22 protein-coding genes are annotated in these 26,094 nt (G+C 71.2%); 11 read left to right on the forward strand and 11 right to left on the reverse strand.

The window, feature by feature from the left end; genetic code table 11:
* Positions 1-41: 41 nt before the first annotated feature.
* From trhA to O1G22_RS15650, 4 genes are all read left to right on the forward strand, one after another.
* Complete coding sequence (gene trhA / locus O1G22_RS15635) at positions 42-764, forward strand: PAQR family membrane homeostasis protein TrhA (protein WP_270081915.1); 723 nt, start codon at positions 42-44, stop codon at positions 762-764.
* Positions 765-876: 112 nt separating this feature from the next.
* A complete protein-coding gene (locus tag O1G22_RS15640) occupies positions 877-2,430 on the forward strand; it encodes an MFS transporter (protein ID WP_270081916.1) in 1,554 nt (517 codons plus the stop codon).
* A gap of 11 nt (positions 2,431-2,441) precedes the next feature.
* Positions 2,442-3,074 (forward strand): TetR/AcrR family transcriptional regulator, encoded by a 633-nt coding sequence (locus O1G22_RS15645; RefSeq protein WP_270081917.1) that lies wholly within the window; start codon positions 2,442-2,444, stop codon positions 3,072-3,074.
* 33 nt (positions 3,075-3,107) lie between these two features.
* Positions 3,108-3,839, forward strand: coding sequence for a Mut7-C RNAse domain-containing protein (locus O1G22_RS15650; protein WP_270081918.1), 732 nt, complete (start codon positions 3,108-3,110; stop codon positions 3,837-3,839).
* Between the two features lie 106 nt (positions 3,840-3,945).
* Here the strand turns inward: O1G22_RS15650 and O1G22_RS15655 are convergent, their stop codons facing one another.
* From O1G22_RS15655 to O1G22_RS15675, 5 genes are all read right to left on the reverse strand, one after another.
* Positions 3,946-6,345 (reverse strand): galactose oxidase family protein, encoded by a 2,400-nt coding sequence (locus tag O1G22_RS15655; protein WP_270081919.1) that lies wholly within the window; start codon positions 6,343-6,345, stop codon positions 3,946-3,948.
* A complete protein-coding gene (locus tag O1G22_RS15660) occupies positions 6,342-7,511 on the reverse strand; it encodes a glycosyltransferase (RefSeq protein ID WP_270081920.1) in 1,170 nt (389 codons plus the stop codon). The genes O1G22_RS15655 and O1G22_RS15660 overlap by 4 nt, the downstream gene beginning before the upstream one ends.
* Positions 7,508-9,154, reverse strand: coding sequence for an ArnT family glycosyltransferase (locus O1G22_RS15665; protein ID WP_270081921.1), 1,647 nt, complete (start codon positions 9,152-9,154; stop codon positions 7,508-7,510). The genes O1G22_RS15660 and O1G22_RS15665 overlap by 4 nt, the downstream gene beginning before the upstream one ends.
* Positions 9,151-10,419 (reverse strand): glycosyltransferase, encoded by a 1,269-nt coding sequence (locus O1G22_RS15670; protein ID WP_270081922.1) that lies wholly within the window; start codon positions 10,417-10,419, stop codon positions 9,151-9,153. The genes O1G22_RS15665 and O1G22_RS15670 overlap by 4 nt, the downstream gene beginning before the upstream one ends.
* A gap of 244 nt (positions 10,420-10,663) precedes the next feature.
* Entirely contained in the window at positions 10,664-12,697 is a 2,034-nt protein-coding gene (locus O1G22_RS15675) for a thioredoxin domain-containing protein (protein WP_270081923.1), read from the reverse strand.
* A 251-nt stretch (positions 12,698-12,948) separates the two neighbouring features.
* Here O1G22_RS15675 and O1G22_RS15680 point away from each other — a divergent pair, with 251 nt between their 5' ends.
* Entirely contained in the window at positions 12,949-16,152 is a 3,204-nt protein-coding gene (locus O1G22_RS15680; RefSeq protein ID WP_270081924.1) for a tetratricopeptide repeat protein, read from the forward strand.
* 9 nt (positions 16,153-16,161) lie between these two features.
* Here the strand turns inward: O1G22_RS15680 and O1G22_RS15685 are convergent, their stop codons facing one another.
* The gene (locus O1G22_RS15685; RefSeq protein WP_270081925.1) at positions 16,162-16,401 is read right to left on the reverse strand and encodes a hypothetical protein; all 240 of its coding nucleotides are present in this window, start codon (positions 16,399-16,401) and stop codon (positions 16,162-16,164) included.
* On the reverse strand, positions 16,394-17,275 hold the full coding sequence (gene mca, locus O1G22_RS15690) for a mycothiol conjugate amidase Mca (RefSeq protein WP_270081926.1): 882 nt from the start codon (positions 17,273-17,275) through the stop codon (positions 16,394-16,396). The genes O1G22_RS15685 and mca overlap by 8 nt, the downstream gene beginning before the upstream one ends.
* A gap of 113 nt (positions 17,276-17,388) precedes the next feature.
* On the opposite strand from mca, the gene O1G22_RS15695 reads away from it, so the two are divergent.
* Positions 17,389-17,787, forward strand: a complete 399-nt coding sequence (locus O1G22_RS15695; protein ID WP_225098718.1) for a DUF4307 domain-containing protein — start codon at positions 17,389-17,391, stop codon at positions 17,785-17,787.
* Between the two features lie 189 nt (positions 17,788-17,976).
* Positions 17,977-18,477, forward strand: a complete 501-nt coding sequence (gene greA, locus O1G22_RS15700) for a transcription elongation factor GreA (protein WP_225098719.1) — start codon at positions 17,977-17,979, stop codon at positions 18,475-18,477.
* 106 nt (positions 18,478-18,583) lie between these two features.
* Here greA and O1G22_RS15705 read toward each other — a convergent pair whose 3' ends face one another.
* From O1G22_RS15705 to ilvA, 3 genes are all read right to left on the reverse strand, one after another.
* Complete coding sequence (locus O1G22_RS15705) at positions 18,584-19,441, reverse strand: ABC transporter permease (protein ID WP_270081927.1); 858 nt, start codon at positions 19,439-19,441, stop codon at positions 18,584-18,586.
* A complete protein-coding gene (locus O1G22_RS15710) occupies positions 19,438-20,439 on the reverse strand; it encodes an ATP-binding cassette domain-containing protein (protein WP_270081928.1) in 1,002 nt (333 codons plus the stop codon). The genes O1G22_RS15705 and O1G22_RS15710 overlap by 4 nt, the downstream gene beginning before the upstream one ends.
* 145 nt (positions 20,440-20,584) lie before the next feature.
* A complete protein-coding gene (gene ilvA, locus O1G22_RS15715) occupies positions 20,585-21,814 on the reverse strand; it encodes a threonine ammonia-lyase (RefSeq protein ID WP_270081929.1) in 1,230 nt (409 codons plus the stop codon).
* A gap of 162 nt (positions 21,815-21,976) precedes the next feature.
* Between ilvA and O1G22_RS15720 the strand changes: the two genes are divergently transcribed.
* The 3 genes from O1G22_RS15720 to O1G22_RS15730 all read left to right on the forward strand — a co-directional run bounded on the left by O1G22_RS15720 (position 21,977) and on the right by O1G22_RS15730 (position 23,542).
* Positions 21,977-22,480, forward strand: coding sequence for a MarR family winged helix-turn-helix transcriptional regulator (locus tag O1G22_RS15720; protein WP_225098761.1), 504 nt, complete (start codon positions 21,977-21,979; stop codon positions 22,478-22,480).
* 176 nt (positions 22,481-22,656) lie between these two features.
* Complete coding sequence (locus tag O1G22_RS15725; protein ID WP_270081930.1) at positions 22,657-23,160, forward strand: sigma factor-like helix-turn-helix DNA-binding protein; 504 nt, start codon at positions 22,657-22,659, stop codon at positions 23,158-23,160.
* Positions 23,161-23,296: 136 nt separating this feature from the next.
* Positions 23,297-23,542, forward strand: coding sequence for a hypothetical protein (locus O1G22_RS15730; RefSeq protein ID WP_270081931.1), 246 nt, complete (start codon positions 23,297-23,299; stop codon positions 23,540-23,542).
* A 55-nt stretch (positions 23,543-23,597) separates the two neighbouring features.
* On the opposite strand, the gene O1G22_RS15735 is transcribed toward O1G22_RS15730, so the two are convergent.
* Entirely contained in the window at positions 23,598-24,752 is a 1,155-nt protein-coding gene (locus tag O1G22_RS15735; protein ID WP_270081932.1) for a cystathionine gamma-synthase, read from the reverse strand.
* A 129-nt stretch (positions 24,753-24,881) separates the two neighbouring features.
* Between O1G22_RS15735 and O1G22_RS15740 the strand changes: the two genes are divergently transcribed.
* Entirely contained in the window at positions 24,882-26,000 is a 1,119-nt protein-coding gene (locus O1G22_RS15740) for a hypothetical protein (protein WP_270081933.1), read from the forward strand.
* Positions 26,001-26,094 lie beyond the last annotated feature (94 nt).

Here is a 26,094-nt window from a genome sequence, read left to right on the forward strand (position 1 = left end):
CGCTGACAAGCGACTTACGGTGCCGTAGGTACCATGCGGCCATGACTGCGTCCGTCCCCGACGCGCCCACGGACACGCCGGCCGACGGCCACGGTCCCGCCGCGCTCTCCTTGCCGCAACAGGTCAAGCAGGTCAAGCCGAAGCTCCGCGGCTGGCTGCACCTCGGCATGTTCCCGGCCGTACTCGTCGCGGGCCTCGTGCTCACCGCTCTCGCCGACTCGACCAGAGGCCGCATCGCGTGCGGCATCTACGTCCTGACGGCCTGCCTGCTGTTCGGCGTCAGCGCGCTGTACCACCGGGGCAACTGGGGCCCGCGGATGGACGGCCTGCTGCGCCGCCTCGACCACGCCAACATCTTCCTGATCATCGCGGGCACCTACACCCCGCTGACCCTGCTGCTCCTGCCGAGCGCGAAGGGCCAGTGGCTGCTGTGGGGGATCTGGGCCGCCGCCGCGGCCGGCATCGTCTTCCGCGTCTTCTGGGTCGGCGCCCCGCGCTGGCTCTACACGCCCTGCTACATCGCGATGGGCTGGGCGGCCGTCTTCTTCCTGCCCGACTTCCTGCGCACCGGCGGCATCGCCGTCCTGGTCCTGGTCGTCGTCGGCGGCCTGCTCTACAGCGCCGGCGGCGTGATCTACGGCATCAAGCGGCCGAACCCGTCACCGCGCTGGTTCGGCTTCCACGAGGTCTTCCACTCCTTCACGCTGGCCGCGTTCGTCGTGCACTACGTCGGCATCTCCCTGGTGGCGTACCAGCACGCGTAACCCCTCGACACCCTCCCCTTCGGGCCACGGCATCTCGCCGTGGCCCTCTCTTCTTCTGCCGACAGGAGATACCGATTGACAGTACCAATATTTTGAGAGCTACTCTCATTTCATGGTTGCTGTCACCGCGAACCCTCGGCGCTGGTGGGCCCTCGGGGCCCTGGTCGCGAGCATGCTCACGCTCGGCTTCGACATGACGATCCTCAACGTGGCGCTGCCGACGATGGCCGGCGATCTCGGCGCCGGCACCGGCCAGCAGCAGTGGATGGCGGACGCGTACGTCGTCGTCTTCGCCGCCCTGATGCTCCCGGCCGGCCTCCTCGGCGACCGGTTCGGGCGGCGCCGGATGCTGATCACCGGGCTCGCCCTCTTCCTCGCCGGCTCCCTGATGGGCGCCCTCGCCTCCGACGTGAACTGGGTCATCGCGGCCCGCGCGTTCATGGGTATCGGCGGCGCGCTCGTCACCCCGCTCGCCCTGTCCGTGCTGCCCTCGCTGTTCGACCCCGACGAGCGCGCCAAAGCCATCGGCATCATCTCCGCCGCCTCCGCGCTCGGCATGCCGCTCGGCCCGATCATCGGCGGCTGGCTGCTGAACCACTTCTGGTGGGGCTCGGTCTTCCTGGTCAACGTCCCGATGGCCGCGATCGGCATCGCCGCCTGTGTCTTCCTGCTCCCCGAGACCAGCGACCCCGCCTCCCCACGGGTCGACCCGCTGTCCACCGCGCTCACCGCGACCGGCCTCGGCGCCCTCATCTACGCGATCATCGAGGCGCCCGGCCGGGGCTGGAGCGACGGCGTGGTGCTGGCGATGTTCGCGGCGGCCGCCGTCCTGCTGACCGCGCTGGTGCTGCGCGAACGCCGGGCCGTGCGCCCCATGCTCGACATGACGCTGCTGGCCCACCGCGGCTTCCTGTTCAACACGCTCGCCGCGACCCTGGTGATGTTCGTGCTGTCGGGCCTGATGTTCGTGCTGCCGCCGTATCTCCAGGCCGTCCTCGGTCATGACGCGCTCGGCACCGGGGTGCGGCTGCTGCCGATGATGGGCGGGCTGATGATCGCCGCGCGGGGCGCCCAGCCGGTCGTCGCCAAGTTCGGCGCACGGGCCGTGGTGAGCGCCGGGCTGGTCGTGCTGGCCTTCGCCGCGCTGCTCGGAAGCCGTACGACGGCCGAATCCGGGTACGGCTTCGTCGCGCTGTGGCTGTCGATCACCGGCGTCGGCTTCGGTTTCTGCGTCGTGCCCGCGATGGACGGCGCCCTCGGTGCGTTGCCCCGGGACCGGGCCGGCAGCGGTTCGGGCCTGCTGATGACGCTGCGCCAGGTCGGCGCCGCCATCGGCATCGCCCTGCTGGGCAGTCTGCTCGCCGGCATCTTCCGCGACCGGCTCGACGTCACCGGGCTGCCCCCGCAGGCGGCGCACACCGCCGGGGAGTCGGTGATCGCCGCGCATCTGATCGCCGCGAAGGCGGGCCCCGACAGCGCGGCCCGCCTCGCCGCCTCCGCGAACGACGCCTACGTTCACGGCATGGGCGTGGTCCTGCTGGTGTGCGGGATCGCCGCTCTGGTCGCCGCGCTGCTGGCCGCGGTGCTCCTGCCGAAGGCCGCCGCACCCGCCCAGGAGGCGGAAAGCACCGGTGCCGCCATGGTCGTCACCGTGGAGGATGCCTGACAATGAACCGTATGACGGCCGCACGTTCCCCGCTCTCCCCCGCCGACCGCCCCCAGCTGGGCCTGCGCGAACGCAAGAAGATCAAGACCCGCGAGGCGATCCGCACCGCGACCTACGCGCTGATCCAGGAGCAGGGGTACGACGCGACGACGATCGAGCAGATCGCCGAGCGCGCCGAGGTGTCGCCGTCGACGGTCTTCCGCTACTTCCCCACGAAGGAGGACATCGTCCTCACGGACGAGTACGACCCGCTGATGGCAGCGGAGTTGCGCGCCCGGCCCGCCGGCGAGTCGTGGATGGACTCGATGCGGCATGTGCTGCGCAAGGCCGTCGACGCGAACATGGCCGAGGGACCCGAGGTGGTGCGCATGCGCACCCACCTCGCGGTGCAGGTCCCCGCCGTCCGCTCCCGGATGTTCGAGAGCATGTCGGAGACCGGCCGCCTGCTCCGTGAGGTCCTCGCCGAACGCTCCGGCCTGGACCCCGACAGCCTGGAGATCCGCGTCTACGCCATGTCCCTCATCGGCGGCCTGATGGAGGTCTCCATGTACTGGGCGGAGAACGACTTCACGGGCGAACTCGGCGACCTCATGGACCGGGCCCTGGACGTTCTGGAGCAGGGGCTGCCGGGCGAAAACCGCTGAGGTCGCACCGGCCCGCCATGGGATGCTGACGAGGTGAACGCAGCCGAGATCCACGTCGAAGTCGCCCCCGCGCTCCATGTGTTCGTACCGCAGGCCCGGCGCGCCGGTACGACCCCCTTGGCCACGGACGGCGTCTCCACCCTCGGCCATGTCATCGAGTCCCTGGGCGTGCCGCTGACCGAGGTGGGCGCCCTGCTGGTGGACGGCCACGAGGTCCCGGTGTCACACATCCCGAAGCCGGGCGAGCACGTGAGCGTACGCCCGGTCGCCCGCCCCCAGCAGGTTCCCGGCGCCCCGCTCCGCTTCCTCCTCGACGTCCACCTCGGCACCCTGGCCCGCCGCCTGCGCCTCCTCGGCGTGGACACGGCGTACGAGTCGACGGACATCGGCGACCCGGCGCTGGCGGCCCGCTCGGCAGCCGAGAAACGCGTGATGCTGAGCCGCGACCGGGGCCTGCTGCGCCGCCGTGAACTCTGGGCGGGCGCCTTCGTCTACAGCACCCGCCCCGACGACCAGCTCCACGACGTCCTCGACCGCTTCGCCCCCGCCCTGCACCCCTGGACCCGCTGCACGGCCTGCAACGGCCTGCTGAAACAAGCGACAAAGGAAGAACTGGCCGACCAGCTCAAGGGCGGCACCCAACGCTCGTACGACGTCTTCGCCCAGTGCACCTCCTGCGGCCGTGCGTACTGGAAGGGCGCCCACCACGACCAGCTGGAGGCGGTCGTGGAGCGGGCGTTGAGCATGCGTACCCAGGGGGATTGAGCACGGGAGCCGAAACTGGTCCGGCCCCGGGCCCGGTGGAGGATCGCCGGGGCCGGGGCCGTGTTCGTGCAGTGGGGGGCTCAGCTCACGCTCGGGGCGATGATCCTCAGCGGCGCCTGACGTCCCCCTTTCCGCACGCCACCCCGTCCCGGTTCGGGTCGAGCCCCAGCGGATCGTCCCCGCCGTTGACCTTCAGCCGGCCGTAGTTGTTCTCCCGAAGCCAGGCGCAGCGGGCGGCCGTCGTCTTCTTCACCTCGGGCGGGAAGACGGTCGGTACGCACACGTTGATCGAGCCGTAGTGGCGGTCGCAGCCGGAGAGCGTCGGGCTGACCTGCTGGGACGTGCGCTTCTTGCCGGGGCCGGAGACCTTGCCGGTCAGGGAGTCGGCGAAGGAGTGGACGTGCGGCGAGGCGGCGGTCATGGCCGTCGGGCCCGTCAGATGGACCCACTGGGCAACGGACGGAACGCCGTTGGCGTCGACCGCGAAGAGCATGTACCAGCCGGGCGGGGCGACGTTCGGGTTGTTCGTCACGTTCAGGTCGACGTTGTTGCCGTCCACCGACAGCGGCAGGTCCACGAAGCGCTGGTTCGGGTCCGAGGAGTGGGTCACCGCCGCCGGGCGGATCAGCTCCGCTTTCGCGATCGGGCGGTCCACCGTGATCCGCTGGGTGTCGCCGTACTTCCACTCCTGGCTGATCACCGAGGTGATCGTCGGCCGGGGGCCCTTGAAGAGGTACGACGGGGTGTAGATGGACACGTTGTGGTTCCAGCTGCCGTTGCCCGGGTTGTCGCCGGTGGCCATCACCCGGCCGTCGGGCAGCAGGAACGCCGAGGAGTGGTAGCCGCGGGCCTGGGGGTCGGCGGCGACCTGCTGGAAGGTGTTGGTGCCGGGGTCGTACAGCGAGGACTCGTACACCGGGTTGGCCCGGTTGTGCAGGGCGCCGCCCGTCTCCAGCACCTTGCCGTCGGGCAGCAGCACGGCGGAGACGTACATCTTGCCCTGGGAACCGGTCTCCGGCTGCGGCCCGTTCCCGAGGTCGACCGTGCCCTGCGGCAGCGGCGGCCCGGCGACGTACGACGGGTTCGGCTGCTTGAGGTCGATCAGGTCCGTGAGGCGGTTGGCGTCGGGGTTGGAGTCGATGTTGCCGCCGCCGATCGTCAGCACCCGCTGGTCCTGCGCCGGAGGCAGCAGCACGGACGCCGACTGGTCCCGCTCGTCCTTGTTCTGGAGCCCCGGGATCTGCGTGATCGTGTTGGCGCCGTAGTCGTAGATCGCCGAGCCCGTGCCGGGGATGTTGTTGCCGAAGACATGGCTGCCCGTGTAGAAGAGGCGGCCGTCCTGCATCAGGATCATCGCCGGGTACAGGCCCCAGTACGACCAGGTCTGGTTGACCTGCCACGTCGGCAGCCACTGCTGCTGCGCGTCCGACCAGCGCTCGGCGGTCACCGAGCCGGTGGAGTCCTCGCGCAGCCCGCCGAAGGTGATGACGTCACCGTTGCCGAGCTCGGTCGCCGACGGGTACCAGTGGCCGTCGTTCAGGTCGTTCGTCTTGGTGTACGTCTCCGTCGCCGGGTCGAAGATGTACGAGTCCCTGAAGCCCTCGTACCCGTGCCCGCCCGCGACCGGGTACGCCTTGTTGCCGCTCAGGACCAGCACCCGGCCGTCCTGGAGCTGGACATGGCCCGCGCAGAACATGTCCTTCGGCGTCGGGATGACCTTGTAGGTGCCGTCGGCCGGGTTGTACACCGCGCTCGTGAACGTGCCCGCGTTGAACTGCTCCTCGCTGTTGCCGGAGCCGGCGATCAGCAGCACCTTGCCGTTCTTCAGCACGACGGAGTGCATGGAGCGGACCGGGTTCTGCGTCGGCAGGACCGACCAGCTGCCGCCCGCGCACTGGTCGCTGGTGCCGGTGCACTGTGCGGGCGGGGTCACGTCCGGCACCTGGTCCATGGTGTAGTCGTCGGTGGTCGCCGACCCGGTGCCGTACACGGAGACACCCCAGGTGATGCGGTCGGTGCCGGCCGGGATCTCGGGGGTGCGGACCGACGCCTGGGTCCAGTCCGAGGCCATGTCCAGCGTCTTGACGTCGGTCCAGTACTGCCAGCCGGCCGTCGTGTCGTGCCGGAACAGCGTGACGTTCGCGTCGGGGGTCGTGGTCTTGTACCAGAGGCCCAGGTCGTACTGCTTGCCGACGGTCACGACCGGCGCGCAGTCGGTGGACTCGGTGATCATCGCCTTGCGGTCGCCGTCGACCCGGCGGGTCAGCGTGACCTTCATGGCCTTGGTCCCGGAGTGCGCGTCCGAGGTCGTCTCGAAGGTGAAGTCGTTGTCGCCCCAGCCGGACTTCTCCCAGCAGTACGGCATGTCGTTCGTGCCGGCGGTCTCGAAGCCGGGGTTCTTGATCAGGTTGGCGGCCTCGGCCGGCTGGGGTGCGGTCAGAAGCAGACCGGCGGTCAGGGCGCCCACCCCGGCCAGCGCGGTCCGTCTGCGGTACTTACGGCTCACACGGCTCTCCTTGCTCGGCTCCCCCGGCGACGGGGGAGATAGACCAGCGCTTCGGTCCCGGCGAAGCGCAGGACGAACGTCATGACCAGCGCGAGCGCGGTCGCGGCCAGGGCGCCCATGCCGAACCGGTCGACGAGCAGCGCGATCAGCGGGATCCGCAGCACGAGGTCGGCGTTGGCGAGCAGCGCGAACCGGCCGAGCCGGTCCCACCAGCGGCGGTGCGCGCGCCGGTCACGGAACAGCAGCTGCTCGATGAGCAGGAAGTTCCAGGCGACGCCCAGTTGGTTGGCGAGGATCTCGGCGAGCACGTAGTGCAGGCCGAGCCCCGTCAGGGCGGCGAGGCCCACCAGATTGGGCACGAAGCCGCTCGCCCCGATCAGCCCGAAGCCGATCATGCGGGCGACCGGGGACGCGGTGCGCAGGCCCGCCAGGTGGCGCAGGAAGCGGAAGCCTTCCCGCGCCGTGGACTTGGACTCGCCCGCGTACCGGTCCTGGAAGACGAACGGCACCTCGGCGACCTGCCGGGGCCGGCTGCGCACGGCCAGCTCCAGCAGGATCTTGTAGCCGAGCGGCTTCAGCGCATCGGCCGTGACCACGCTGCGCCGGATGGCGAAGAAGCCGCTCATCGGATCGCTGATGCCGTGCAGCCGGCGCGGGAAGAGGGCCTTGGCGAGCCAGGTCGCACCGCGCGAGACGGCGACCCGGTAGCCACCGGCGAGCCCGGCCCGGCTGCCGCCCGCGATGTACCGGGAGGCGACGACCAGTCCGGCGTTCGTACGCTCCCCGGTGGCGATCAACTCCGGTACCAGGGACGGCGGATGCTGGCAGTCGCCGTCCATGACGACGATCCACTCCGAGCCCGCCGCCTTCAGCCCCTCGACCACCGCCCCGCCGAGCCCGCCGACGGGTTCCTCGCGGTGCAGTACGGCCACCGGGTACGGGCAGTCCTCGGCGGCCTCGCGGATGACCTCGGGTGTGTCGTCGGTGGAGTCGTCCACGAAGAGGACCTCGCACGGCATCCGCTCGGGCACCGACTCGGTGATGTGGTGCAGCAGTTGACGGATGTTCGCGGACTCGTTGAAGGTCGGTACGACGAGGGTGACGGCGCCGGGTTCAGGTATCTCGACGGCGTCGAGGCCGGGTACGGGCGCGGTGTACTCGCTCATCGGGCACTCCCGGTGGCCTGGATCTGCCGGATCTCGACGCGGTCCTCTCCGGTGCCGAAGGTGGCGACCGGCGCGGAGTGCTGGATGGCGGCCCTGACATTGGGCAGGTCCTTGGCGTCGCGGCGGACGGTCGGCGAGGCGACGACGTAGTCGATGTCCCGCCAGCCGTGCGGCATGGTCTTCGTGACGGCCGGGTCGAGGTCGGCCTTGTAGAACCAGATGGCGCCGAGTCCGGGCCGGTATCCGGCGTGTACGAGGTCCAGCCAGAGGGCGTCGTCGACGAGGACGCGGGTGTCCTTCGGGTCCGCGACCTTCGTGCTGAGCCAGTGGGAGGCCTGCCGGTAGGGCTTGTTGGCGTCGGCGGTGACGGCGGTGCGGTCGCCGTCGTACCAGTGCGGTACGACGTAGGCGCCGGCGGCGAGCGCGAGCACGGCGGCGAGCGCGTACCGGCCGCCGGTGACGTACCGCTTCTCGCTCTCGGCCCGCCACCGGCGCAGCACCGCGTGCGCGACGGAGGCGGCGGCGCCGGCCAGTACCAGGGCGAGGAAGGGCAGGGCGCCGATGACGTACATGGCGGGCAGATAGCCGTTCGGCCTGAGGGCTACGACGGCCAGGATGGCCACGGTCAAGGACGGTCCGGCGAGCGCGCGGGCGGTGACCGACCAGCGCCAGGTGACCAGCAGGAGCAGGGCGCCGACGAGGCCGCCGAGGGGCAGGACCCGGTCGTAGTAGAGCCAGGAGTGCAGCACGCCGTACGAGCCGGAGCCCTGGTCGAGGATGAAGCCGGACCCGGGCCGGGACATCTGGTAGGTGATGCCGTCCCACAGGGAGACGTGTCCGGCGCCCGGGAACAGCTCGCCCTTGAGCAGCGCGAACAGCGGGTACGAGAAGCCGATCAGGGCGCAGGCGGTGACGGCTCCGGTGAGGGCGAACTTGCGGGTGTCGCGGTGGCTGTGCCGCCACATGGTGACGAGCAGGGCGGGCAGGACGACGAGCATCGTCTCCTTGGTGAGCACGCCCGCGGCGGCGGCGAGGCCCGCGCCGAAGTGGTGCCAGAGGTGGCGGCTGGGCGAGGCGGCGAGGCAGAACGCCAGCAGCAGCCACATCACGGCGATGTTGTCGAGGAAGATCTCCCGGCTGAGGACGACCGCGAGCGGGGACAGCCCGAACAGGGCCATGCCAAGTCCGGCGGCCCAGCGCGGCAGGGAGAGGCGGCGGCCGAGGACGTAGACGAGGACCGCGCTGACGCCGCTGATCAGCAGCATGGCGAGGCGCATGGTGCCGACGGTCATGGAGCCGGGGCTGAGCTTCGAGGGGAGCCAGCTGAGCAGGGCTATCTGGATCCAGCCGAGCGGCGGGTGGTCGTACCAGTAGGTGTAGTGGGCAAGTCCCCGGCCCTGCTGGACGGCCCAGGCCTGGGCGAGGTAGGTGCCCTCGTCGTCGCTGAGGGTCGGGTAGTCGGCGATGTTCCAGCCCTGGACGACGAGGATCGCCACGAGCAGCGCACCGCAGAGCAGCAGGTCGGGGCGGGAGGACCGGAGTCGTACCGGAGGCTGCGTTCGACCGGTCGAACGTGTCGTGGGCGCAGCCTGGCGCTGCGCGGGGACCGTCGCTGCGGTCACCGCGGGAAGGGTGGAGGTCACGCAGGAACGTCCTCTCGGATCGTCTCGGCCGCGGTGAGGTGCGCGCCGACGTGCGAGGTCAACTCCCAGTCGTTGCGGCCGCGTTGCTCGCGCCACACGGCGCGGATCGCGGCACCGGCGAGGAGGACCTGATAGAAGGGGCCGCCCACGATGAGCTTGGCGTAGTGGGCGAAGCGGACCCTGAGTCCGTACTGGACGCCGAAGTCATGCAGCCCGACCACCTCGAAGACGAAGGTGACGACGGCGGTGACCAGCGGCAGGAAGGTGAGGAAGGCGACGCCGACGGGGACGTCGAGGAAGAGCGCGACGGCCGCGTTCAGCGGGATGATCACCCCGGAGAAGGCCTGCATGAACGGGGTCATCAGGGTGTACCGGGCGAGCAACCGCTGCCCGAATCCCGGCAGTTGGCGCCAGTCCTTCTTCCGGTAGACCTGGAGGAAGCCCTGGTTCCAGCGGGTGCGCTGCTTGAGCAGCGACATGAGCGAGCCCGGTGTCTCCTCGCGGGTGACCATGTCGGAGTCGTAGGCGACGACGACCTTCTTGCCGACGGACGACAGCCGGACACCCAGGTCGCAGTCCTCGGCGAGGCAGTCGGGGTCCCAGCCGTCGGCCGCCCGCAGCACGTCCGTCCGGACGAAGACGGTGTTGCCGCCGAGCGGGATGAACCCCTTCTGCGCGTGCAGATGCAGCCGGGAGCGGAACCAGAAGAAGTACTCCAGGCAGTTGCGCAGGCTGTACCAGCTGGAGTGGAAGTTGATGAGCTGGACGCCGCCCTGGACGACGTCCGCGTCGGTCGTGCGGAAGGCGTGGTCGACGTGCGCGAGCAGCTCCGGATGGACCTGGTCCTCGGCGTCGAAGACCCCGACGACGTCACCGCGGCAGTGCGGCAGCGCCGTGTTCATGGCCTTGGGCTTGTTCTTCTTCTCGTGGGTGTCGACGACGACCCGGACGCGCTTGTCGCGCTCGGCGGCCGCGCGGGCCACCTCACTCGTCTCCGGGTCGTCGTGGCCGACGATCACGATGATCTCGAAGTCGGCGTGTGTGGACTCCAGCAGCCGCTGGATGGTGTGGTCGAGCACCGCCTGTTCATGGCGGGCCGGCACCAGCAGCGAGAACGACAGGTGTTCGGCGCCGTCCGGTCTGCCGAACCGGGTGGAGGCCAGCACCTCGGGCGTACGCCACGCGTGCATCTGCCACCACAGAGTGAAGGCCGCCATCCAGAAAAGGGCAAGCGAAACGGCAGCGATGAAGAAAGACGTCAGCAAAAGATCCCCCCAGATCCCCCTGAAACCCCCTGTGCACACAACGGTCGGTCATCACCGGTCACCCGTTGTGTCGATGTGGAGAGCGTAGGTGGGATCTGTGAAGTCTGGGAGGTCTTCCGATAAAGAGCTTGTTTCGGAATGGGGGGAGGGAAGCGGCGAGAAGGGGTGGGAAGCGGTATCTATCCGAACACCTGCTCACATCCGGACACTTCGGCACAACCGCTTTCCACTGCGTTTCGGCTGATCAGCGCCGGTTCAAGGCCGCCCGCAGCCGTTCCGGATCCGTCGTCGGGGCGTCGCACGTGAAGTTACGGCAGACGTAAACCGCAGGTTGACCGGCCACCAGCGAGCGGCCGGAAAGCAGCGGGAACTCATCGCTCTCCGGAGCCCCGACGGCCACGACGGCCCCGGGGGCCGTCCCCAGAAGTGCCGTGCGGTGCAGGGCGGTTGTCTCCTTGTCGGCCGGTGAGGTGCCGACGACGGCGATCTCCTTCGGTCCGTCGAGGAGGGCCTCGGCGACGGCGAGCCCCCAGCCGATGAACCGCGGTACGCGCGGCCCGAGCGTGGTGACGACACCCAGCGCCCGCTCGGCCGCCGTCCGGTGCGCCTCCGAACCGGTGTGCGCGGCATAGCCGAGCAGGGCACCGGCCGCCGCGGTCCATCCCGACGGGGTGGCGTTGTCGGTGGGGTCCTGCGGCCGGCGGATGAGCCGCTCGGCGTCGGCGGCGGTGTCGTAGAGCGCGCCACTCCCCGGGTCGGCGAACCGGGTGAGCACATGGTCGAGGAGCAGTCCGGCGAAGTCGAGCCAGACGCCCTCCCCCGTCACGGAGGCGAGCGCGAGGAAGCCCTCGGCGACGTCGCCGTAGTCCTCCAGCACCCCGGTGTTGGGGCCGACGCGGCCGTCCTTGCTGGTGCGGGCGAGCCGGGCGTGCTCGTCGAGGTGCACGCGCACGAGGAGGTCGGCGGCACCGAGGGCGGTCTCGATCAGGTCGGGACGGTCGAAGTAGGCGCCGGTCTCGGCGAGCGCGGCGATCGCGAGCCCGTTCCAGGCGGCGACGACCTTGTCGTCCCGGCCGGGGGCAGGGCGTCCGGCGCGCTCGGCGAGAAGCCGGGTGCGCATGGAGTCGACCTTCTCGGCGTCGAAGACACCTTCCGTCTGCGGCAGTTGGAGAACGGACTGCCCGTGCTCGAAGGTGCCCTCGTCGGTCACCCCGAAGTACTGGGCGGCGAGGTCGCCGTCCGCGTCCCCGAGGGCGGCGCGCAGCTGCTCGGGCGTCCAGACGTAGTACGCCCCCTCGACGTGCCGCCCACTGCCGTCGTCACTGTCGGCATCGAGCGCGGAGGCGAACCCGCCCTCGTCCGTGCGCAGTTCACGGACCAGGAAGTCCGCGGTCTCCAGCGCGACGCGCCGGGCGAGGTCCGAGCCGGTGGCCCGCCAGAGATGGGCGTACACGCGGCACAGCAGCGCGTTGTCGTACAGCATCTTCTCGAAATGCGGCACGACCCAGTCACGGTCGACGGAGTAACGGGCGAACCCGCCGCCCAGCTGGTCGTAGATCCCGCCCCGGGCCATGCGCTCGCAGGTGTCCTGGGCCATCTGGAGGGCGCCCTCGGAGCCGGTGCGCGCGTGGTGGCGCAGCAGGAACTCCAGGACCATCGACGGCGGGAACTTCGGCGCCCCGCCGAATCCGCCGCGCTGCGGGTCGTACTCCCGGGTGAGACCGAGCAGGGCCTGGGCGAGTTCCTCCTCGCCGGGCACGCGGTCGCCCTGGTGGCTGATCTCCCGCTGGGCGAGGTCGCGCACGATCTTCCCGGCGACCTCGCCGACCTCGTCGCGCCGGGTGTCCCAGGCCTGCCGGACACCCTCCAGCACCTGCCGGAAGGAGGGCATGCCGTGCCGGGGCGCGGGCGGGAAGTAGGTCCCGAAGTAGAAGGGTTCGGCGTCCGGGGTGAGGAACACGGTCATGGGCCAGCCGCCCTGGCCGGTGGCGGCCTGGACGGCCTCCATGTAGACGGCGTCGACGTCGGGGCGCTCCTCGCGGTCGACCTTGACGCTGACGAAGTGCTCGTTGAGGTAGTCGGCGGTGGCCTGGTCCTCGAAGGACTCGTGAGCCATGACATGGCACCAGTGGCAGCTGGAGTACCCGACGCTCAGCAGGACGGGTTTGCCGGCCTCGCGGGCCTCGGCGAAGGCCTCGGCCGACCAGGGCCACCAGTCGACGGGGTTGTCGGCGTGCTGGAGGAGGTACGGGGACGTCTCATGCGCCAGTCGGTTCACCGTTCCACTCTCCCACGGGCCCGGAGGCGGCGGAGAAACCGGTCATCACCGGGCGTGCCCGTCGCACACCTCCTCGCGCGCCTGCCCGCACCGGCCGGGCAGGGCGTGGTGGTCCCGCAGGAGCGCGAGCGGTTTCACCGGAGTGTTGGCACGAAATCCTCACCGGTCCGCTGATCGTCGCACCCTCGCCATCTGGTCCGGCTCGAAGGACACTCGTAAGCCAAGGACGTTGCCGCCGGAGGGGACTGGACATGCGGGAGAGCCATCGGGCGGAGGCCGAGCGGCTGCTGGTGCGGGCCGTGGAGGAGGAGGTGCGCCGCTCGGGCGGACGGGTCGACGGGCAGGTGCTGCTGTCGCGGGCGCGCGGTGAGCTGGACGCGATGGCCGGGTCGGCCGGCGAGGAGTACGAGGCGTACACCCGCGCACTGGACGAGGCCGAGGCGGGCCGGCTGACCTTCGGGCAGCGCTACGCCCGCGACGGCGCCGGGACAGCCCTGCTGGCGGCGGCCGTCGCCGCGGTCGCCGCGGCGGTGGCCGACCTCTCCCTGGGCACCGGTACGGGTACGGCGGTCGGTGCGGGCGTGGCCGCCGGGGCGGTCGGGGCCGCCGCGACCGTGGTGAAGGTGGCCGGTACCCATCTGCCGGCCGCCCATCACCGGGCCGGCGCCGCGGGCCAGCCCGGCGGTGCGGAGCAGTTACGGCTGCAGTGGCTGACCGCGCTGGAGGTGCGGGGCATCCGCCCCTTCCTCGACCAGCAGCGGATGCTCAGCGCCTCCACGGGCCCGAAGAAGACCGCGAGCCCCACCCTGCGCGGCGCCGACAAGAGCGCGGCGGCCCGCAGACGCACGGTGCTGGAGCAGTCGTTCGGCCAGCTGCCCGAGCCGGACGGCCGGTTCTCGGGACGCCGGGCTGAGCTGGCCCGCATCAGACAGTGGGCGCAGGCCGCGCGGGCGGCCACCGAGACCCGGCCGACGGTGGTCGTCCTGCACGGCGAACCCGGCTCCGGCCGGACCACGCTCGCGGTGCGCGCGGCACACGATCTGCGCGACCACTTCCGCGGCGCGGTGGTCGTGGACCTGCGCGGCGGCGGCCGGGAGGAGACCCCGCTGCCCACCCGCGACGCCCTGCTGCATCTGCTCAACCGGCTCGGCGCACCCCGCGAACAGCTGCTGTTCCGGGAGCGCTCCTCCCCCGACCAGCAGCTCAAGCGGCTCGCCGAGCTGTATCACCAGCAGCTGACCGGTCTGCCCGTGACGATCGTGCTGGACGACGCCTCGGACCCGGAACAGGTGCGGGCGCTGGTGCCCGAACGCTCCGACAGCCTGGTCCTGGTCACCGCCCGCACGGCCCTCGACCTGCCCGCGGACCTGCCGGCCTGGGTGCACCACCTGCCGGTCGAGGCACTGGACGCGGCGGGCGCCGAGGAACTGCTGAGCGCCGCCGCCGAAGACACGTCCGGCCCGTACGACGCCGAGTCCGCCGAACGGATCCGGGACCTGTGCGGCGGACTGCCGCTGGCCCTGCGGATCGCGGGCTCCGCACTCGGCCCCCGCTCACCCCGGCAACTGGCGGCGGACCTGAGCGCGTACGGCCCGGTGGAGCCGGTGGAGCGCGCCCTGTGGCTGCGCTACACCGACCAGCCGGAGCTCTCCCGCCGGCTGCTGCGCAGGCTCGCGCTCGCCGGGCGGGCCTCCCTCGGCGCGGCGGCGGCCGCCGCCCTGCTCGGCACGGACGAGGCCGAGGCCACCCGGCACCTCGTCGCCCTCGCCCGCGCCGGACTGCTCGACCACGTCCGCGGCAACCGCTACCGGCTGCACAGCCTGGTGCGTGCCTTCGCCCAGGCCAGGCTGCTGGACGAGGAGGACCCGGCCGAGCGCACGGCGGCCCAGGAACGGCTGATCGTGAACTACGCGGACCTGGCCGACTCCGTACTGCGCCTGGTCGACGGGAACATGTCGACGCGCTCGCACCAGTTCGGCCCGCACGGCTTCACCTCGCTCGACGAGGCGCTGCGGTGGCTGGACGACGAGTCCAGCTTCATCACGGCGACCCTGCGCCAGGCGGAAGGCGTGAACCAGGCGGCGGTGCTGAACCTGCTGGGCGCGCTGTGCGACTACTGCCTGCTGCGCGGCGACCTGTACCGGCTCGGCGAGATCAGCGAGCTGGCGCAGGCCGTGGACCAGGGGCTGCTGGTGCGCTCGGTGCAGTGGCGCACCGGTATCGCGGCCCGGCAGCTGGGCGAGCTGGACAAGGCACGCACCACGCTGGCCTCGGTGGTGGACCTGTACCGGGAGGCCCACCACGACGCCGGTGCGGCTCGCGCCCTGTGCTCGCTCGGCATCACCCTGCACCACCAGGGCCAGCTCACCGAGGCCGCCGCCAAACTCCAGGAGGCGCTGGATCTGCAGGCGGCACCGGAGCTGGCGACCGACCGGGCCTGGACGATGCACGCTCTGGCGGCCGTCCAGCGCGACCGGGCCCGGCTGTCGGAGGCGCTGGAGCTGCTCACCCGCTCCCTGGTCCTGCACCACGAGGGCGGCTCGGTGCACGGCGAGGCCTGGGCGCACTTCCAGCTCGGCCAGCTGGCGCTGCGGATGGGCGACGTACCGCGCGCGGAGACGGAGCTGCGGGCCGCCCTGGAGCGGTACGGCCGCACGCACGACGCGCGCGGCGAGGCGTGGGCGCTGACCCAGCTGGCCCGCGCCCGCCTGGTGGACGGCGACCCCGCGCCGGCCGTGGAGGGCCTCAGGCAGGCGGCCGCCCGGCACCGGGAGAACGAGGACGCGCGCGGCGAGGCCTGGACGCTGTACTACCTGGGCCAGGCGCTGGAGGAGTCCGGGGAGCTGGATCCGTCGGTCCGCGCCCTCGAACGGTCCCGCACGATGTTCTCCCGGATGCGCGACGTCTACGGCCTGGCCTGCGCCCGGCACCACTCGGCCCGGGTCACCCGCGACCAGCGGGCCGCGCAGACCGGTTCGCTGCGCAACTCCGGCTTCGCCCGGCAGCTCCTCGTGGACGCCCGCGCCGACTTCCAGCGCATCGGCGTCGCCCACGGCGAGGCGTGGACCTGCCTGGAGCTGGCCGTGGTCGACGCGGGCAATGCGCGCACGCAAGCGGCGCTGGCCCTGTGCGACGAGGCACGCGATCTGTTCGCCTCCTACGGCGACCTGCGCGGCGAGGACTGGGCCCGCTTCCTGCGCTGCACCCTGCTGCCGTACGCGGCGCCGGGCGGCACAGAGGTCGGCACGGCCGTCGCCCAGGAGGAGCTGGCCCAGCTGGCCCGCGCCACGCATCCGCTGCGGGACGAGAAGCTGACCGAGGGCCTCACGGCGTACGCCCTGCTGCTGGAGCGGGGCGTCAGCCTGGAGGCCGGCTGGCAGGCCTGGCGGCTGCGCATGACACCGGACCGCCACGCCCAGGAGGTGATGGGAGTGGCGGTACCGGCGGCGCGCTGACGCCCGGTGTCAGCCCCGTCGCGGCGCGGAGTCGGCGCTCTGCTTCGCCTCGGGGTCCGGGGCTTCCTTGAAGTCGACCTTGTTCATGTGCCTGCTCATCGACTTCATCAGGCCCCACACGGCCAGGGCCATCACCGCGAAGACGATGAAGCCGAGGACACCGGGGGTGACCTTGTTCTGGTCGACCTCCTTGGCGAGGGGGACGAGGTGCGTCACTGCCAGGCTCACGCTTGCGCTCATGTCAGGCATTGTCCCGGATGCCCGCGAAGAGGTCGTCCTCGGGGAGGGAGGTATCGACGAGCGACTTCGCGAGCTCGTACTCCTCCGTCGGCCAGACCTCCTTCTGGAGCTCCATCGGCACCTTGAACCAGCCGCCGTCCGGGTCGATCTGCGTGGCGTGCGCGATCAGCGCCTTGTCCCGGATCTCGAAGAAGTCCGCGCACGGAATGTGCGTGGTCAGCGTGCGCTCGACGCGCTCGAACTCCTTCCAGCGCTTGAGCCAGTCCCCGTACGGCGACTCCAGGCCGCGCTCCAGCATCGCGTGGTGCAGCGCCTCGGTGCGCGGGCGGTTGAAGCCCTGGTTGTAGTAGAGCTTCTGCGGCTGCCAGGCCGGGCCGAACTCGCCCTCCGGGTACTTCTCGGTGTCCGCCGCGCCCTCGAACGCCACCATGGAGATCTTGTGGGTCATGATGTGGTCGGGGTGCGGGTAGCCGCCGTTCTCGTCGTAGGTGGTGATCACCTGCGGGCGGAAGGAGCGGATCTTGCGGACCAGCTCACCGGCCGCCTTGTCGACGTCCTCCAGGGCGAAGCAGCCCTCGGGCAGCGGGGGCAGCGGGTCGCCCTCGGGCAGGCCGGAGTCGACGAAGCCGAGCCACTCCTGCCCCACGCCGAGGATCTCGCGGGCCTCGTCCATCTCCTTCTTGCGTACCTCGTGGATGTGCTCCTCGATGTACTTGTCGCCCTGGAGCTTCGGATTGAGGATGGACCCGCGCTCTCCGCCGGTGCAGGTCACCACCAGCACGTCCACCCCCTCGGACACGTACTTCGCCATCGTGGCCGCACCCTTGCTGGACTCGTCGTCGGGGTGCGCGTGTACGGCCATCAGTCGCAGCTGGTCAGTCAAGACTCAATCCTCGGTAACTCGGCGCCCCGTGTCTTCGGCGCGATCGGCGGCTTCTATAGTGACGGAATCGGGGGGCGAATAATTCCGGGTCCGGTTCTGCCGAGAGGAAGATCATGAGCACGGCGAGCACGCGGCTGCCCGAGGGCCGCTACGGCCGCTCCTCGGACGAGCGTGCCGACCGCAAGCTCAGGGTCGCCGCCGTGGTGCTGGGCACGCTCCTGCTCGCTCTCGTCGGCTACTTCGCCTACGACAAGGTCTTCGAGACCAGGATCAGCGCCCAGGTGATCACCTTCGTGGCCTCGGACAACGCGGTCAAGGTGCATCTGGAGGTCCACAAGGACTCCGGAACCGACGGCTACTGCACCCTGCGCTCCCAGGCGGCGGACGGCTCCGAGGTGGGCCGCGCGGACTTCCGCTTCACCGGCAGTGCCACACGGATCGACCAGGTCGTCACGCTCCGTACGACGGCGAAGGGCAGCACGGCCGAGCTGCTCGGCTGCCACACGGGCTGAACGGGCCGCTCGGGCTGATCCATCACCCGGAACACGTAGACGCTGACCTGCGTCGATGTGATTCTGATGGCTTATGTCCTCCCCCTTTCGCCCTCGAATTGTTAGGCTCGTGGTTTCGCCCACCCAAGAAGGAACATTCTTCTGGGTAGGGCGATGCTTTGTATTCCCAGTACCGACGAGGAGCACCCTGTGACCCAGACCAGTGAGAACGTCACCTGGCTGACCCAGGAGGCGTACGACAAGCTCAAGGCCGAGCTTGAGTACCTTTCTGGTCCTGCGCGCACGGATATCGCCGCCAAGATCGCGGCCGCGCGTGAGGAGGGCGACCTGCGTGAGAACGGCGGGTACCACGCGGCCAAGGAGGAGCAGGGCAAGCAGGAGCTGCGTGTCCGGCAGCTGACCCAGCTTCTCGAAAACGCCCAGGTGGGCGAGGCCCCGGCCTCCGCCGACGGCGCCGTCGCGCCCGGCATGGTCGTCACGATCGCCTTCGACGGTGACGAGGACGACACCCTTGAGTTCCTGCTCGCGTCCCGCGAGTACGCGAGCTCCGAGATCGAGACGTACTCGCCGCAGTCCCCGCTGGGCGCCGGCGTCATCGGCCACAAGGTCGGCGAGGACGCGGAGTACGAACTGCCGAACGGCAAGAAGGCCTCGGTGCGGATCCTGAAGGCCGTGCCGTACTCGGGCTGACCCACCAGCCTCTGCCTCGCCTGGCAGCCCCTGCCTCGCCTGGCCTCGGGCCCCCGGTGTCCGCCGGATCGCGCGGACACCGGGGGCTTCGCCGTGTCCGGGGCCGTCAGGCGGTGGCCGAGCGGTACTTGCGCACCGCGAGGGTGCGGAAGACCGCGATGATCAGTATCGAGTAGATCAGCGAGGCCCAGACCGGGTGCTCCATCGGCCAGGCGTGCGAGGTGGACCGCCCGGGGTTGGCGAACAGCACACGGGCGGCCTGCGCGGTGGCGCTGAACGGGTTCCACTCGGCCACGTGCCGCAGCCACGGGGTCATGTGGGCCGGGTCCACGAAGGCGTTGGAGATGAACGTGACCGGGAAGAGCCAGATCAGCCCGCTGGACGTGGCCGCCTCGGGGGTACGGACGGACATGCCGATCAGCGCGCCGATCCAGGTGAACGCGTAGCCGAGCAGGAGCAGCAGGCCGAAGGCCGCGAGCACTTTGCCGGCGTTCGTGGATCCGTCGGACCCGACCCGCCAGCCGACGACCACGGCGACCACGGCCAGCACGACCAGCGTGACGGCCGTCTGCACCAGATCGGCGAGCGTACGCCCGGTCAGCACCGCGCCGCGGGCCATCGGCAGGGAACGGAACCGGTCGATGAGCCCCTTGTGCATGTCGTCGGCGATCCCGGCACCGGAGCTGGCGGTCGCGAACGTGACGGTCTGCGCGAAGATGCCGGCCATGAGGAAGTTCTTGTAGTCGACAGCGCTGCTGCTGCCACCGATCCGCATGGAACCGCCGAAGACGTAGGTGAACAGCACCACGAACATGATGGGCTGGATCAGCCCGTAGATGATCATCTCAGGGATCCTGGACATCCTGATCAGATTGCGTTGCGCGATGACCATCGAGTCGCGGACGGACCGGCTGACGGGGTTGCCCGGCGTGGTCACGCGCACGGGCTCGGTGAGGGTGCTCATTTCACGGTCTCCTTGCCGTTCTCCGTGCGGGTCTTGTCCTGCTCGGCCGGCCCGACGGTCTCGGCCGTGTGGCCTGTCAGCGACAGGAAGACGTCGTCGAGGGTGGGGCGGCGCAGCCCGATGTCGTCTATCTCGATGCCCCGGGTGTCCAGCTCCCGGATGATCTCGGCGAGCAGCTTCGCGCCGCCGGTGACGGGGACCGTGAGCTTGCGGGTGTGCTCCTCGACGGTGGTGTCGCCCTTGCCGAAGCTCCCCAGGACCTGGGCGGCGGTCGCGATGTGGTCGCGCTCGTGCACCACGACCTCGACGCGCTCACCGCCGGTGCGGGCCTTGAGCTGGTCGGAGGTGCCCTGGGCGATGACCCGGCCGTGGTCGACCACCGCGATGTCATGGGCGAGGTGGTCGGCCTCCTCCAGATACTGCGTGGTGAGCAGCAGGGTCGTACCACCGGAGACGAGCTGTTTGATGACCTCCCACAGCTGCTGGCGGTTGCGCGGGTCGAGGCCGGTCGTCGGCTCGTCCATGAACATCACCGGCGGCGAGACCACCAGGGCCGCGGCGAGGTCGAGCCGGCGGCGCATGCCTCCGGAGTAGGTCTTGGCGGGGCGGTCGGCGGCGTCCGTGAGGTGGAACTGCTCCAGCAGCTCCGCCGCGCGCGCCTTCGCCGGCTTCGCCCGCATCTGGTACAGCCTGCCGACCATCTGCAGGTTCTCCCGGCCGGTCAGATACTCGTCGACCGCCGCGAACTGGCCGGACAGGCCGATGGAACGGCGCACGGCGTCGGGGTGCTTGAGCACGTCCACGCCCGCGACGACCGCCTTGCCGCTGTCGGGGCGCAGCAGGGTCGTCAGGCAGCGGACGGCCGTCGTCTTGCCGGCGCCGTTCGGCCCGAGCAGGCCGAGGACCGTGCCCTCGGGCACATCGAGGTCGACGCCGTCCAGAGCCCTTACGTCACCGAAGGTCTTCACCAGGCCTTCGGCATAGATGGCGCCTGGCATGTCAGTCTCCACGTCGTCGGGGATTCGTCGCCCGGTTCTCCGGACATGCGACACACCATAACGCGATGTATCGCGTCTCTCAATGGGTTTGCCCGAACGAGTGACGGTGGTGCTTTTCCGGGCAGGCAGCGCCCCCGGCGCCGGGTCAGTCGATGACCGTGTAGCCCGCGTCCCGCAGAGCCTGGCCGACCTCGGCGCAGTGCACCGGGCCCTTCGTCTCCAGGTGCAGCTCCACCTCCGCCTCGGTGAGCCCCAGCCGGGGATCGGTCCGCACGTGGCTCACGTCGAGGACATTGGCGTCGACCACTGACAAGACCCCGAGCAGCGTGGCGAGCGCGCCCGGCCGGTCCGTCAGCCGCAGCCGTACCGCCAGGTAGCGGCCCTGTGCGGCCATGCCGTGCCGCAGCACGCGCTGCAACAGCACCGGGTCGACGTTGCCGCCGGAGAGCACCGCGACGACCGGGCCCTCGAAGGCGTCCGGCGCGCCCAGCAGTGCCGCCACGGGGCTCGCCCCGGCCGGCTCCACGACCAGCTTGGCCCGCTCCAGGCACAGCAGCAGCGCCGCCGACAACTGATCCTCGGTGACCGTGCGCACCTCGTCGACCAGGTCCTTGACGATCCCGAACGGCACCACGCCCGGCCGCCCCACCTTGATGCCGTCGGCCATCGTCGCCGGGTTCCGCACCGACACCGGGTGCCCGGCGGCCAGCGAGGGCGGATAGGCCGCCGCGCCCTGCGCCTGCACCCCGACGATCCTGACGTCCGGCCGGATCGCCTTCACCGCGACCGCGATACCGGCCGCGAGCCCGCCGCCGCCCATGCCCACGACGATCGTGCGCACCTCCGGGCACTGCTCCAGGATCTCCAGGCCCACCGTGCCCTGACCGGCGATCACGTCCGGGTGGTCGAAGGGGTGGATGAACACCGCGCCCGTCTCGGCCGCGTACTCCTCGGCGGCGGCCAGCGTCTCGTCGACCACCTGACCGTGCAGCCGCACCTCGGCGCCGTACTCGCGGGTCGCGCTGATCTTCGGCAGTGGCGCGCCCTTCGGCATGAACACCGTGGCGTGCACGCCCAGGAGCGCGGAGGCCAGGGCCACGCCCTGCGCATGGTTGCCCGCGCTCGCGGCCACCACCCCGGCCGCCCGCTCCTCCGGCAGCAGCCCGGCGATGCGCACGTAGGCGCCGCGCAGCTTGAACGAGCCGGTCCGCTGGAGGTTCTCGCACTTGAGCTGCACCGGCGCGCCGACCAGCTGGGACAGGTGCCGGCTGCCCTCCATCGCGGTCACCCGTGCGACGCCCGAGAGCATCTTCTGGGCGCCGCGCACATCGTCGAGGGTGACGGAACGCAAGGAGTCAGCCGTGCCGTAGCTCATGACTCCAGCATCGCAGTTCACGCCCGCGCGCGGCGGGTGTGACCAAGCTCCGAGACCGGTTTGCGCAGCGCCGGTACGGTCCGCCCCCGGGCCGCGTACTCTGTCCCCCAACCCAGCAGCCCTTCATGAAGTGAGCCTCCGGCCATGCCCACAACACCTGAAATGTCGATGGACATGACGACCGTCGGTGACACCGGTCTTCTCGACACCCTCCAGCACGAGGTGGCGGTGTTCGCCCGCCGTGCCGAACAGACCCGTCTCGGCGGTGTCGGGCAGGTGCGCAACTCCATGGACCGGGCGGCGTATCTGCTGCTCAACCGCCTTGACCGGGAAGGCCCGATGGGCGTCAAGGCGCTCGCCGCGAGCATGGGCATCGACTCCTCCACGGTCACCCGGCAGGTGGCCCCGCTGGTCGACACCGGGCTCGTCAAGCGCACCTCGCACCCCGAGGACGGGCGCGCCGTGGTGCTTCAGCTGTCCCCGCGCGGGTCCGCCCGGCTGGAGGAGGTGCGCTCCTCCCGGCGTCAGCTGATGGCCGAGCTGACCCACGACTGGGCACCGGAGGAGCGCGAGCAGTTCTGCTCGCTCCTGACCCGCTTCAACCGCGCCCTCTCCGCGCGGATGGCACCGGGCACCGCACAGGGGGAGCAGCCACCGGCCTCCTGAACGCGCCGGGCACTCACCGCCGACTCGCGCGCGGGACACGGTCGACACCGGTCGGCACCGGTGGGCTCCGGACTCTTGACCCGGGGCCGCCGCTGGCCTCATATGAGACCGGGTCCTGCGTCGTACGCGGTTCACCTGTCCCGTACCGGACAGGGCCCCCGTCGGGGGGAGGCGCGGTGCGCGATCGGCAGGTGGCCCGAAGTACCCGCCGGGCCCGGGAGTTCGAGGCATTCGTCGCGGGCGCGGGCGGGCGCCTGCTGCACGCCGCCACGCTGCTCACGGCGGAGGCGCCGGACGACAACCCACGCGCGCGGCGGCTGCTGACACTCGCGCTCGCCCACACGTACGCGCGCTGGGACCGGCTGCGCGGCGAGGACCCGTACGACTGCGCCCGCCAGTACCTCGCCGGCCGCTTCGCGCGCGCGACCTGGCATCAGTACCGCGTGCTCGGCGGCGCCCGGCCGGATCCACGCAGTCCGCTCGCCGCCCTCGCCCCGCAGGAACGGCTGATCCTCGTACTGCGGCTCTACGAAGGCGTCGCCGAACAGCAGACCGCGGCCCTGCTGGGGCTGCCGGCCGAGCGCGTGCACACCCTCTGCGACCGCGCAACGGCCACCCTGCTGCACCCGGCCCGCCCGGCCGCCCCGCGCGCGGTGGGCACGAAGACGGCGCCGTCATGAGGCGGTACGGCCGGCATGGCCGCCATGAATGGCCCGGCGTATGCGGTGCAGGCACGCGGCCTGCACGCGCGGGACTCGGTGACTTCTCTGCGCGCGCGAGGGACGTGATGACTTCCACGCGCGCGGGGAGGGTGCCGTGAAACGGCCCGAGCGGGAAGCCGCCGTACGGCAGATCATGGAACGGGCACCGGCGCCGGTGCCGCCGGACCTGTGCGCGGAGGCGGTGCGCCGTGGCGAGCGCCTGCTGCGGCGCGGGCGGCTGGTCCGCCGGGTGCTGTGGCTGCTGGCGTGGGCCGCGGCCGTCGCATTCGGGGTGTGGGCGGCTCGCGTGCACCCGTGGACGCAGCCGCCCTCCCGGACGACGCCGCTCACGGGCTGGTGAGCCCACGGCCCGGCGCGCGTACATGGGCGCGCCGGGCCGATGGAGCGGATGCCGGCTAGCCCAGGGCCTGCTGAAGGTCCTGGAGCAGGTCGTCGACGTTCTCGATGCCGACCGACAGGCGCACGAGGTCGCCGGGGACCTCCAGCGCGGAGCCCGCCGCGGAGGCATGCGTCATCCGGCCGGGGTGCTCGATCAGGGACTCCACACCACCGAGGGACTCACCGAGGGTGAACACCTTGGCGCGGTTGCAGACCTCGACGGCCGCCTCCTCGCCGCCCTCGACGCGGAAGGACACCATGCCGCCGAACGCCCGCATCTGCTTGGCGGCGACCTCGTGCCCCGGGTGCTCGGGCAGGCCCGGGTAGAGCACCTGCGTCACGCGCGCGTGCCGGGTCAGCATGTCGGCGATCTTCGTGGCGTTCTCGCTGTGCCGGTCCATGCGCACCGCGAGGGTCTTGGTGCCGCGCAGCACCAGCCAGGAGTCGAAGGGGCCGGCGACGGCGCCCATCGCGTTCTGGTGGTAGGCCAGCTCCTCGCCGAGCGCCTGGTCGGAGACGATCAGCGCGCCGCCGACCACGTCGGAGTGACCGCCCATGTACTTGGTCAGGGAGTGCACGACGACGTCCGCCCCGAGCGCCAGCGGCTGCTGGAGGTAGGGCGTGGCGAAGGTGTTGTCGACGACGAGCCTGGCGCCCGCGTCGTGGGCGACCTGGGCGACGGCGGCGATGTCGGTGATGCCGAGCAGCGGGTTGGAGGGGGTCTCCACCCAGACGGCCTTGGTCTTCGGGGTGATCGCGGCCCGCACGGCGGCCGGGTCGCTGGTGTCGGCGACGGACCACTCCACGCCCCAGCGGGTGGCGACCTTGGCGAACAGGCGGAAGGTGCCGCCGTAGGCGTCGTTGGGGATGACGACGTGGTCGCCCGGGGTGAGCAGCGTGCGCAGCAGGGTGTCCTCGGCCGCGAGACCGGACGCGAACGCGAGGCCGCGACGGCCGCCCTCCAGCGCGGCGAGGTTCTCCTCCAGGGCGGTACGGGTGGGGTTGGCGCTGCGGCTGTACTCGTAACCGCCACGCAGCCCGCCGACGCCGTCCTGCTTGTAGGTCGAGACCTGGTAGATGGGCGGGACGACCGCGCCGGTGAGGGGATCCGCGGTGTTGCCCGCATGGATCGCGAGGGTCTCGAAGTGCTGACTGATGTGCCTGTCGCTCATGAGCACCGAGCGTAGTCCGCCCGGCCGGATGCCGTCGCCCGCAGGCGTGTCATGACCAGGACGGGAGTTTTCCACAGCCTCGCGGCGGGGGGTTGGCGATGTGACCGCGCGGTCTGGTTCGCTTGAGGCATGGCGATTCTCTGGCTTCTGATGGCGCTGCTCATGCTGAGCTTCGTCCTGCTCCCGTTCCTGCGGCGCAGGCGCGGGGTGATCGAGCAGGTTCCTCCGGAACACCCGGACGCCGCCGACCCGGCGGACTACGGCTTCGTGCGCCAGGAGGAGCTGGACATACGGATGCCCGGCCCGGACCAGGACCTGCTGGACGTGCTGGAGCTCGTGCAGCGCACGCAGGACTATCGCGCGGCCGCCCAGCTGCTGGCCGGCACCGAGAAGGAGGGCGAACGGCGCTGGCAGCGGGTGCAGGCCTTCGCGGGTGCCGCCGCACTGGAGCTGCAGCAGCGCCCCGGCGGGGTGCACGAGACGCCGGGCGGCCAGTGGCTGCGGGTGTGGCGGGCCGAGCAGCCCAAGGACGCGGGCGGCGCCGCCGTGCACGCGGAGTTCCTGGTGCAGCAGGCATGGCGTACGTCGACGCCGGGCACGGACGACTTCCGGATCATCATGGAGGAGGCCCGGGAGGCGTGCGGGCAGGCGGCGCTGCTGGCGCCCGGCGACCCGGTGCCGTACATCGTCGAGCTGTCCATCGCCCGTGGACTGTCGTATCCGCAGGCCGAGTTCGAGCAGCTGTGGCTGAAGATCCTCGACCGCGCGCCGCATCACATGGGTGCGCATCTGGCCGCGCTGCACTACTGGTGCGAGAAGTGGCACGGCTCGCGCGCGCTGGCGTACGCCTTCGCCGAGGCCGCCGCGGCCCGCGCCCCGCAGGGCTCGCTGCTCGCGGCGCTGCCGCTGTTCGCGGTCTTCGAGCACCTGCCCGAGGTCAACCTGGTGTCGGGCTTCTACCAGAGCGAGGTCGTCACCAAGGCGATGCACGGCGCCCTGCACGCGGTGCACTCGGCCCACCCGGACGATCCGACGCTGGCACACGTCCGCCATCTGCTGGTCTTCTTCCTGGTCCGCGCCGAACGCTGGGCGGAGGCCATGCAGCAGCTGATACACGTCGACGGGCACGTAGGCGCCCTGCCCTGGACCCTGTCCGCCGACCCGGCGGCCGAGTTCGCCGTCTACCGCGCCCTGGCGGTGGCCGGCTACGAGGCCAACGGCGGCAGCCCGGCGAGCCTGCCGGGCTGAGCCGGCCCGAACCCCGGGCGGTGGCCGGAGAGTCGAAGGAGATCGGAGGGAACACAACGGCGATGACACGACGGTGATGACACGACGGTGACGG

Source organism: Streptomyces camelliae (genome assembly GCF_027625935.1).
Classification (GTDB): Bacteria; Actinomycetota; Actinomycetes; order Streptomycetales; family Streptomycetaceae; genus Streptomyces; species Streptomyces camelliae.

What these genes read in the sequence shown, in the direction of transcription:
- O1G22_RS15685 (WP_270081925.1), bottom strand. Translation starts at nt 16,401, where the DNA reads ATGCCTGACATGAGCGCAAGCGTGAGCCTGGCAGTGACGCACCTCGTC.
- O1G22_RS15735 (WP_270081932.1), bottom strand. Translation starts at nt 24,752, where the DNA reads ATGAGCGACAGGCACATCAGTCAGCACTTCGAGACCCTCGCGATCCAT.
- O1G22_RS15660 (WP_270081920.1), bottom strand. Translation starts at nt 7,511, where the DNA reads ATGAGCGAGTACACCGCGCCCGTACCCGGCCTCGACGCCGTCGAGATA.
- O1G22_RS15740 (WP_270081933.1), top strand. Translation starts at nt 24,882, where the DNA reads ATGGCGATTCTCTGGCTTCTGATGGCGCTGCTCATGCTGAGCTTCGTC.
- O1G22_RS15720 (WP_225098761.1), top strand. Translation starts at nt 21,977, where the DNA reads ATGTCGATGGACATGACGACCGTCGGTGACACCGGTCTTCTCGACACC.
- O1G22_RS15680 (WP_270081924.1), top strand. Translation starts at nt 12,949, where the DNA reads ATGCGGGAGAGCCATCGGGCGGAGGCCGAGCGGCTGCTGGTGCGGGCC.
- ilvA (WP_270081929.1), bottom strand. Translation starts at nt 21,814, where the DNA reads ATGAGCTACGGCACGGCTGACTCCTTGCGTTCCGTCACCCTCGACGAT.
- O1G22_RS15710 (WP_270081928.1), bottom strand. Translation starts at nt 20,439, where the DNA reads ATGCCAGGCGCCATCTATGCCGAAGGCCTGGTGAAGACCTTCGGTGAC.
- O1G22_RS15705 (WP_270081927.1), bottom strand. Translation starts at nt 19,441, where the DNA reads ATGAGCACCCTCACCGAGCCCGTGCGCGTGACCACGCCGGGCAACCCC.
- O1G22_RS15640 (WP_270081916.1), top strand. Translation starts at nt 877, where the DNA reads ATGGTTGCTGTCACCGCGAACCCTCGGCGCTGGTGGGCCCTCGGGGCC.
- O1G22_RS15645 (WP_270081917.1), top strand. Translation starts at nt 2,442, where the DNA reads ATGACGGCCGCACGTTCCCCGCTCTCCCCCGCCGACCGCCCCCAGCTG.
- O1G22_RS15695 (WP_225098718.1), top strand. Translation starts at nt 17,389, where the DNA reads ATGAGCACGGCGAGCACGCGGCTGCCCGAGGGCCGCTACGGCCGCTCC.
- trhA (WP_270081915.1), top strand. Translation starts at nt 42, where the DNA reads ATGACTGCGTCCGTCCCCGACGCGCCCACGGACACGCCGGCCGACGGC.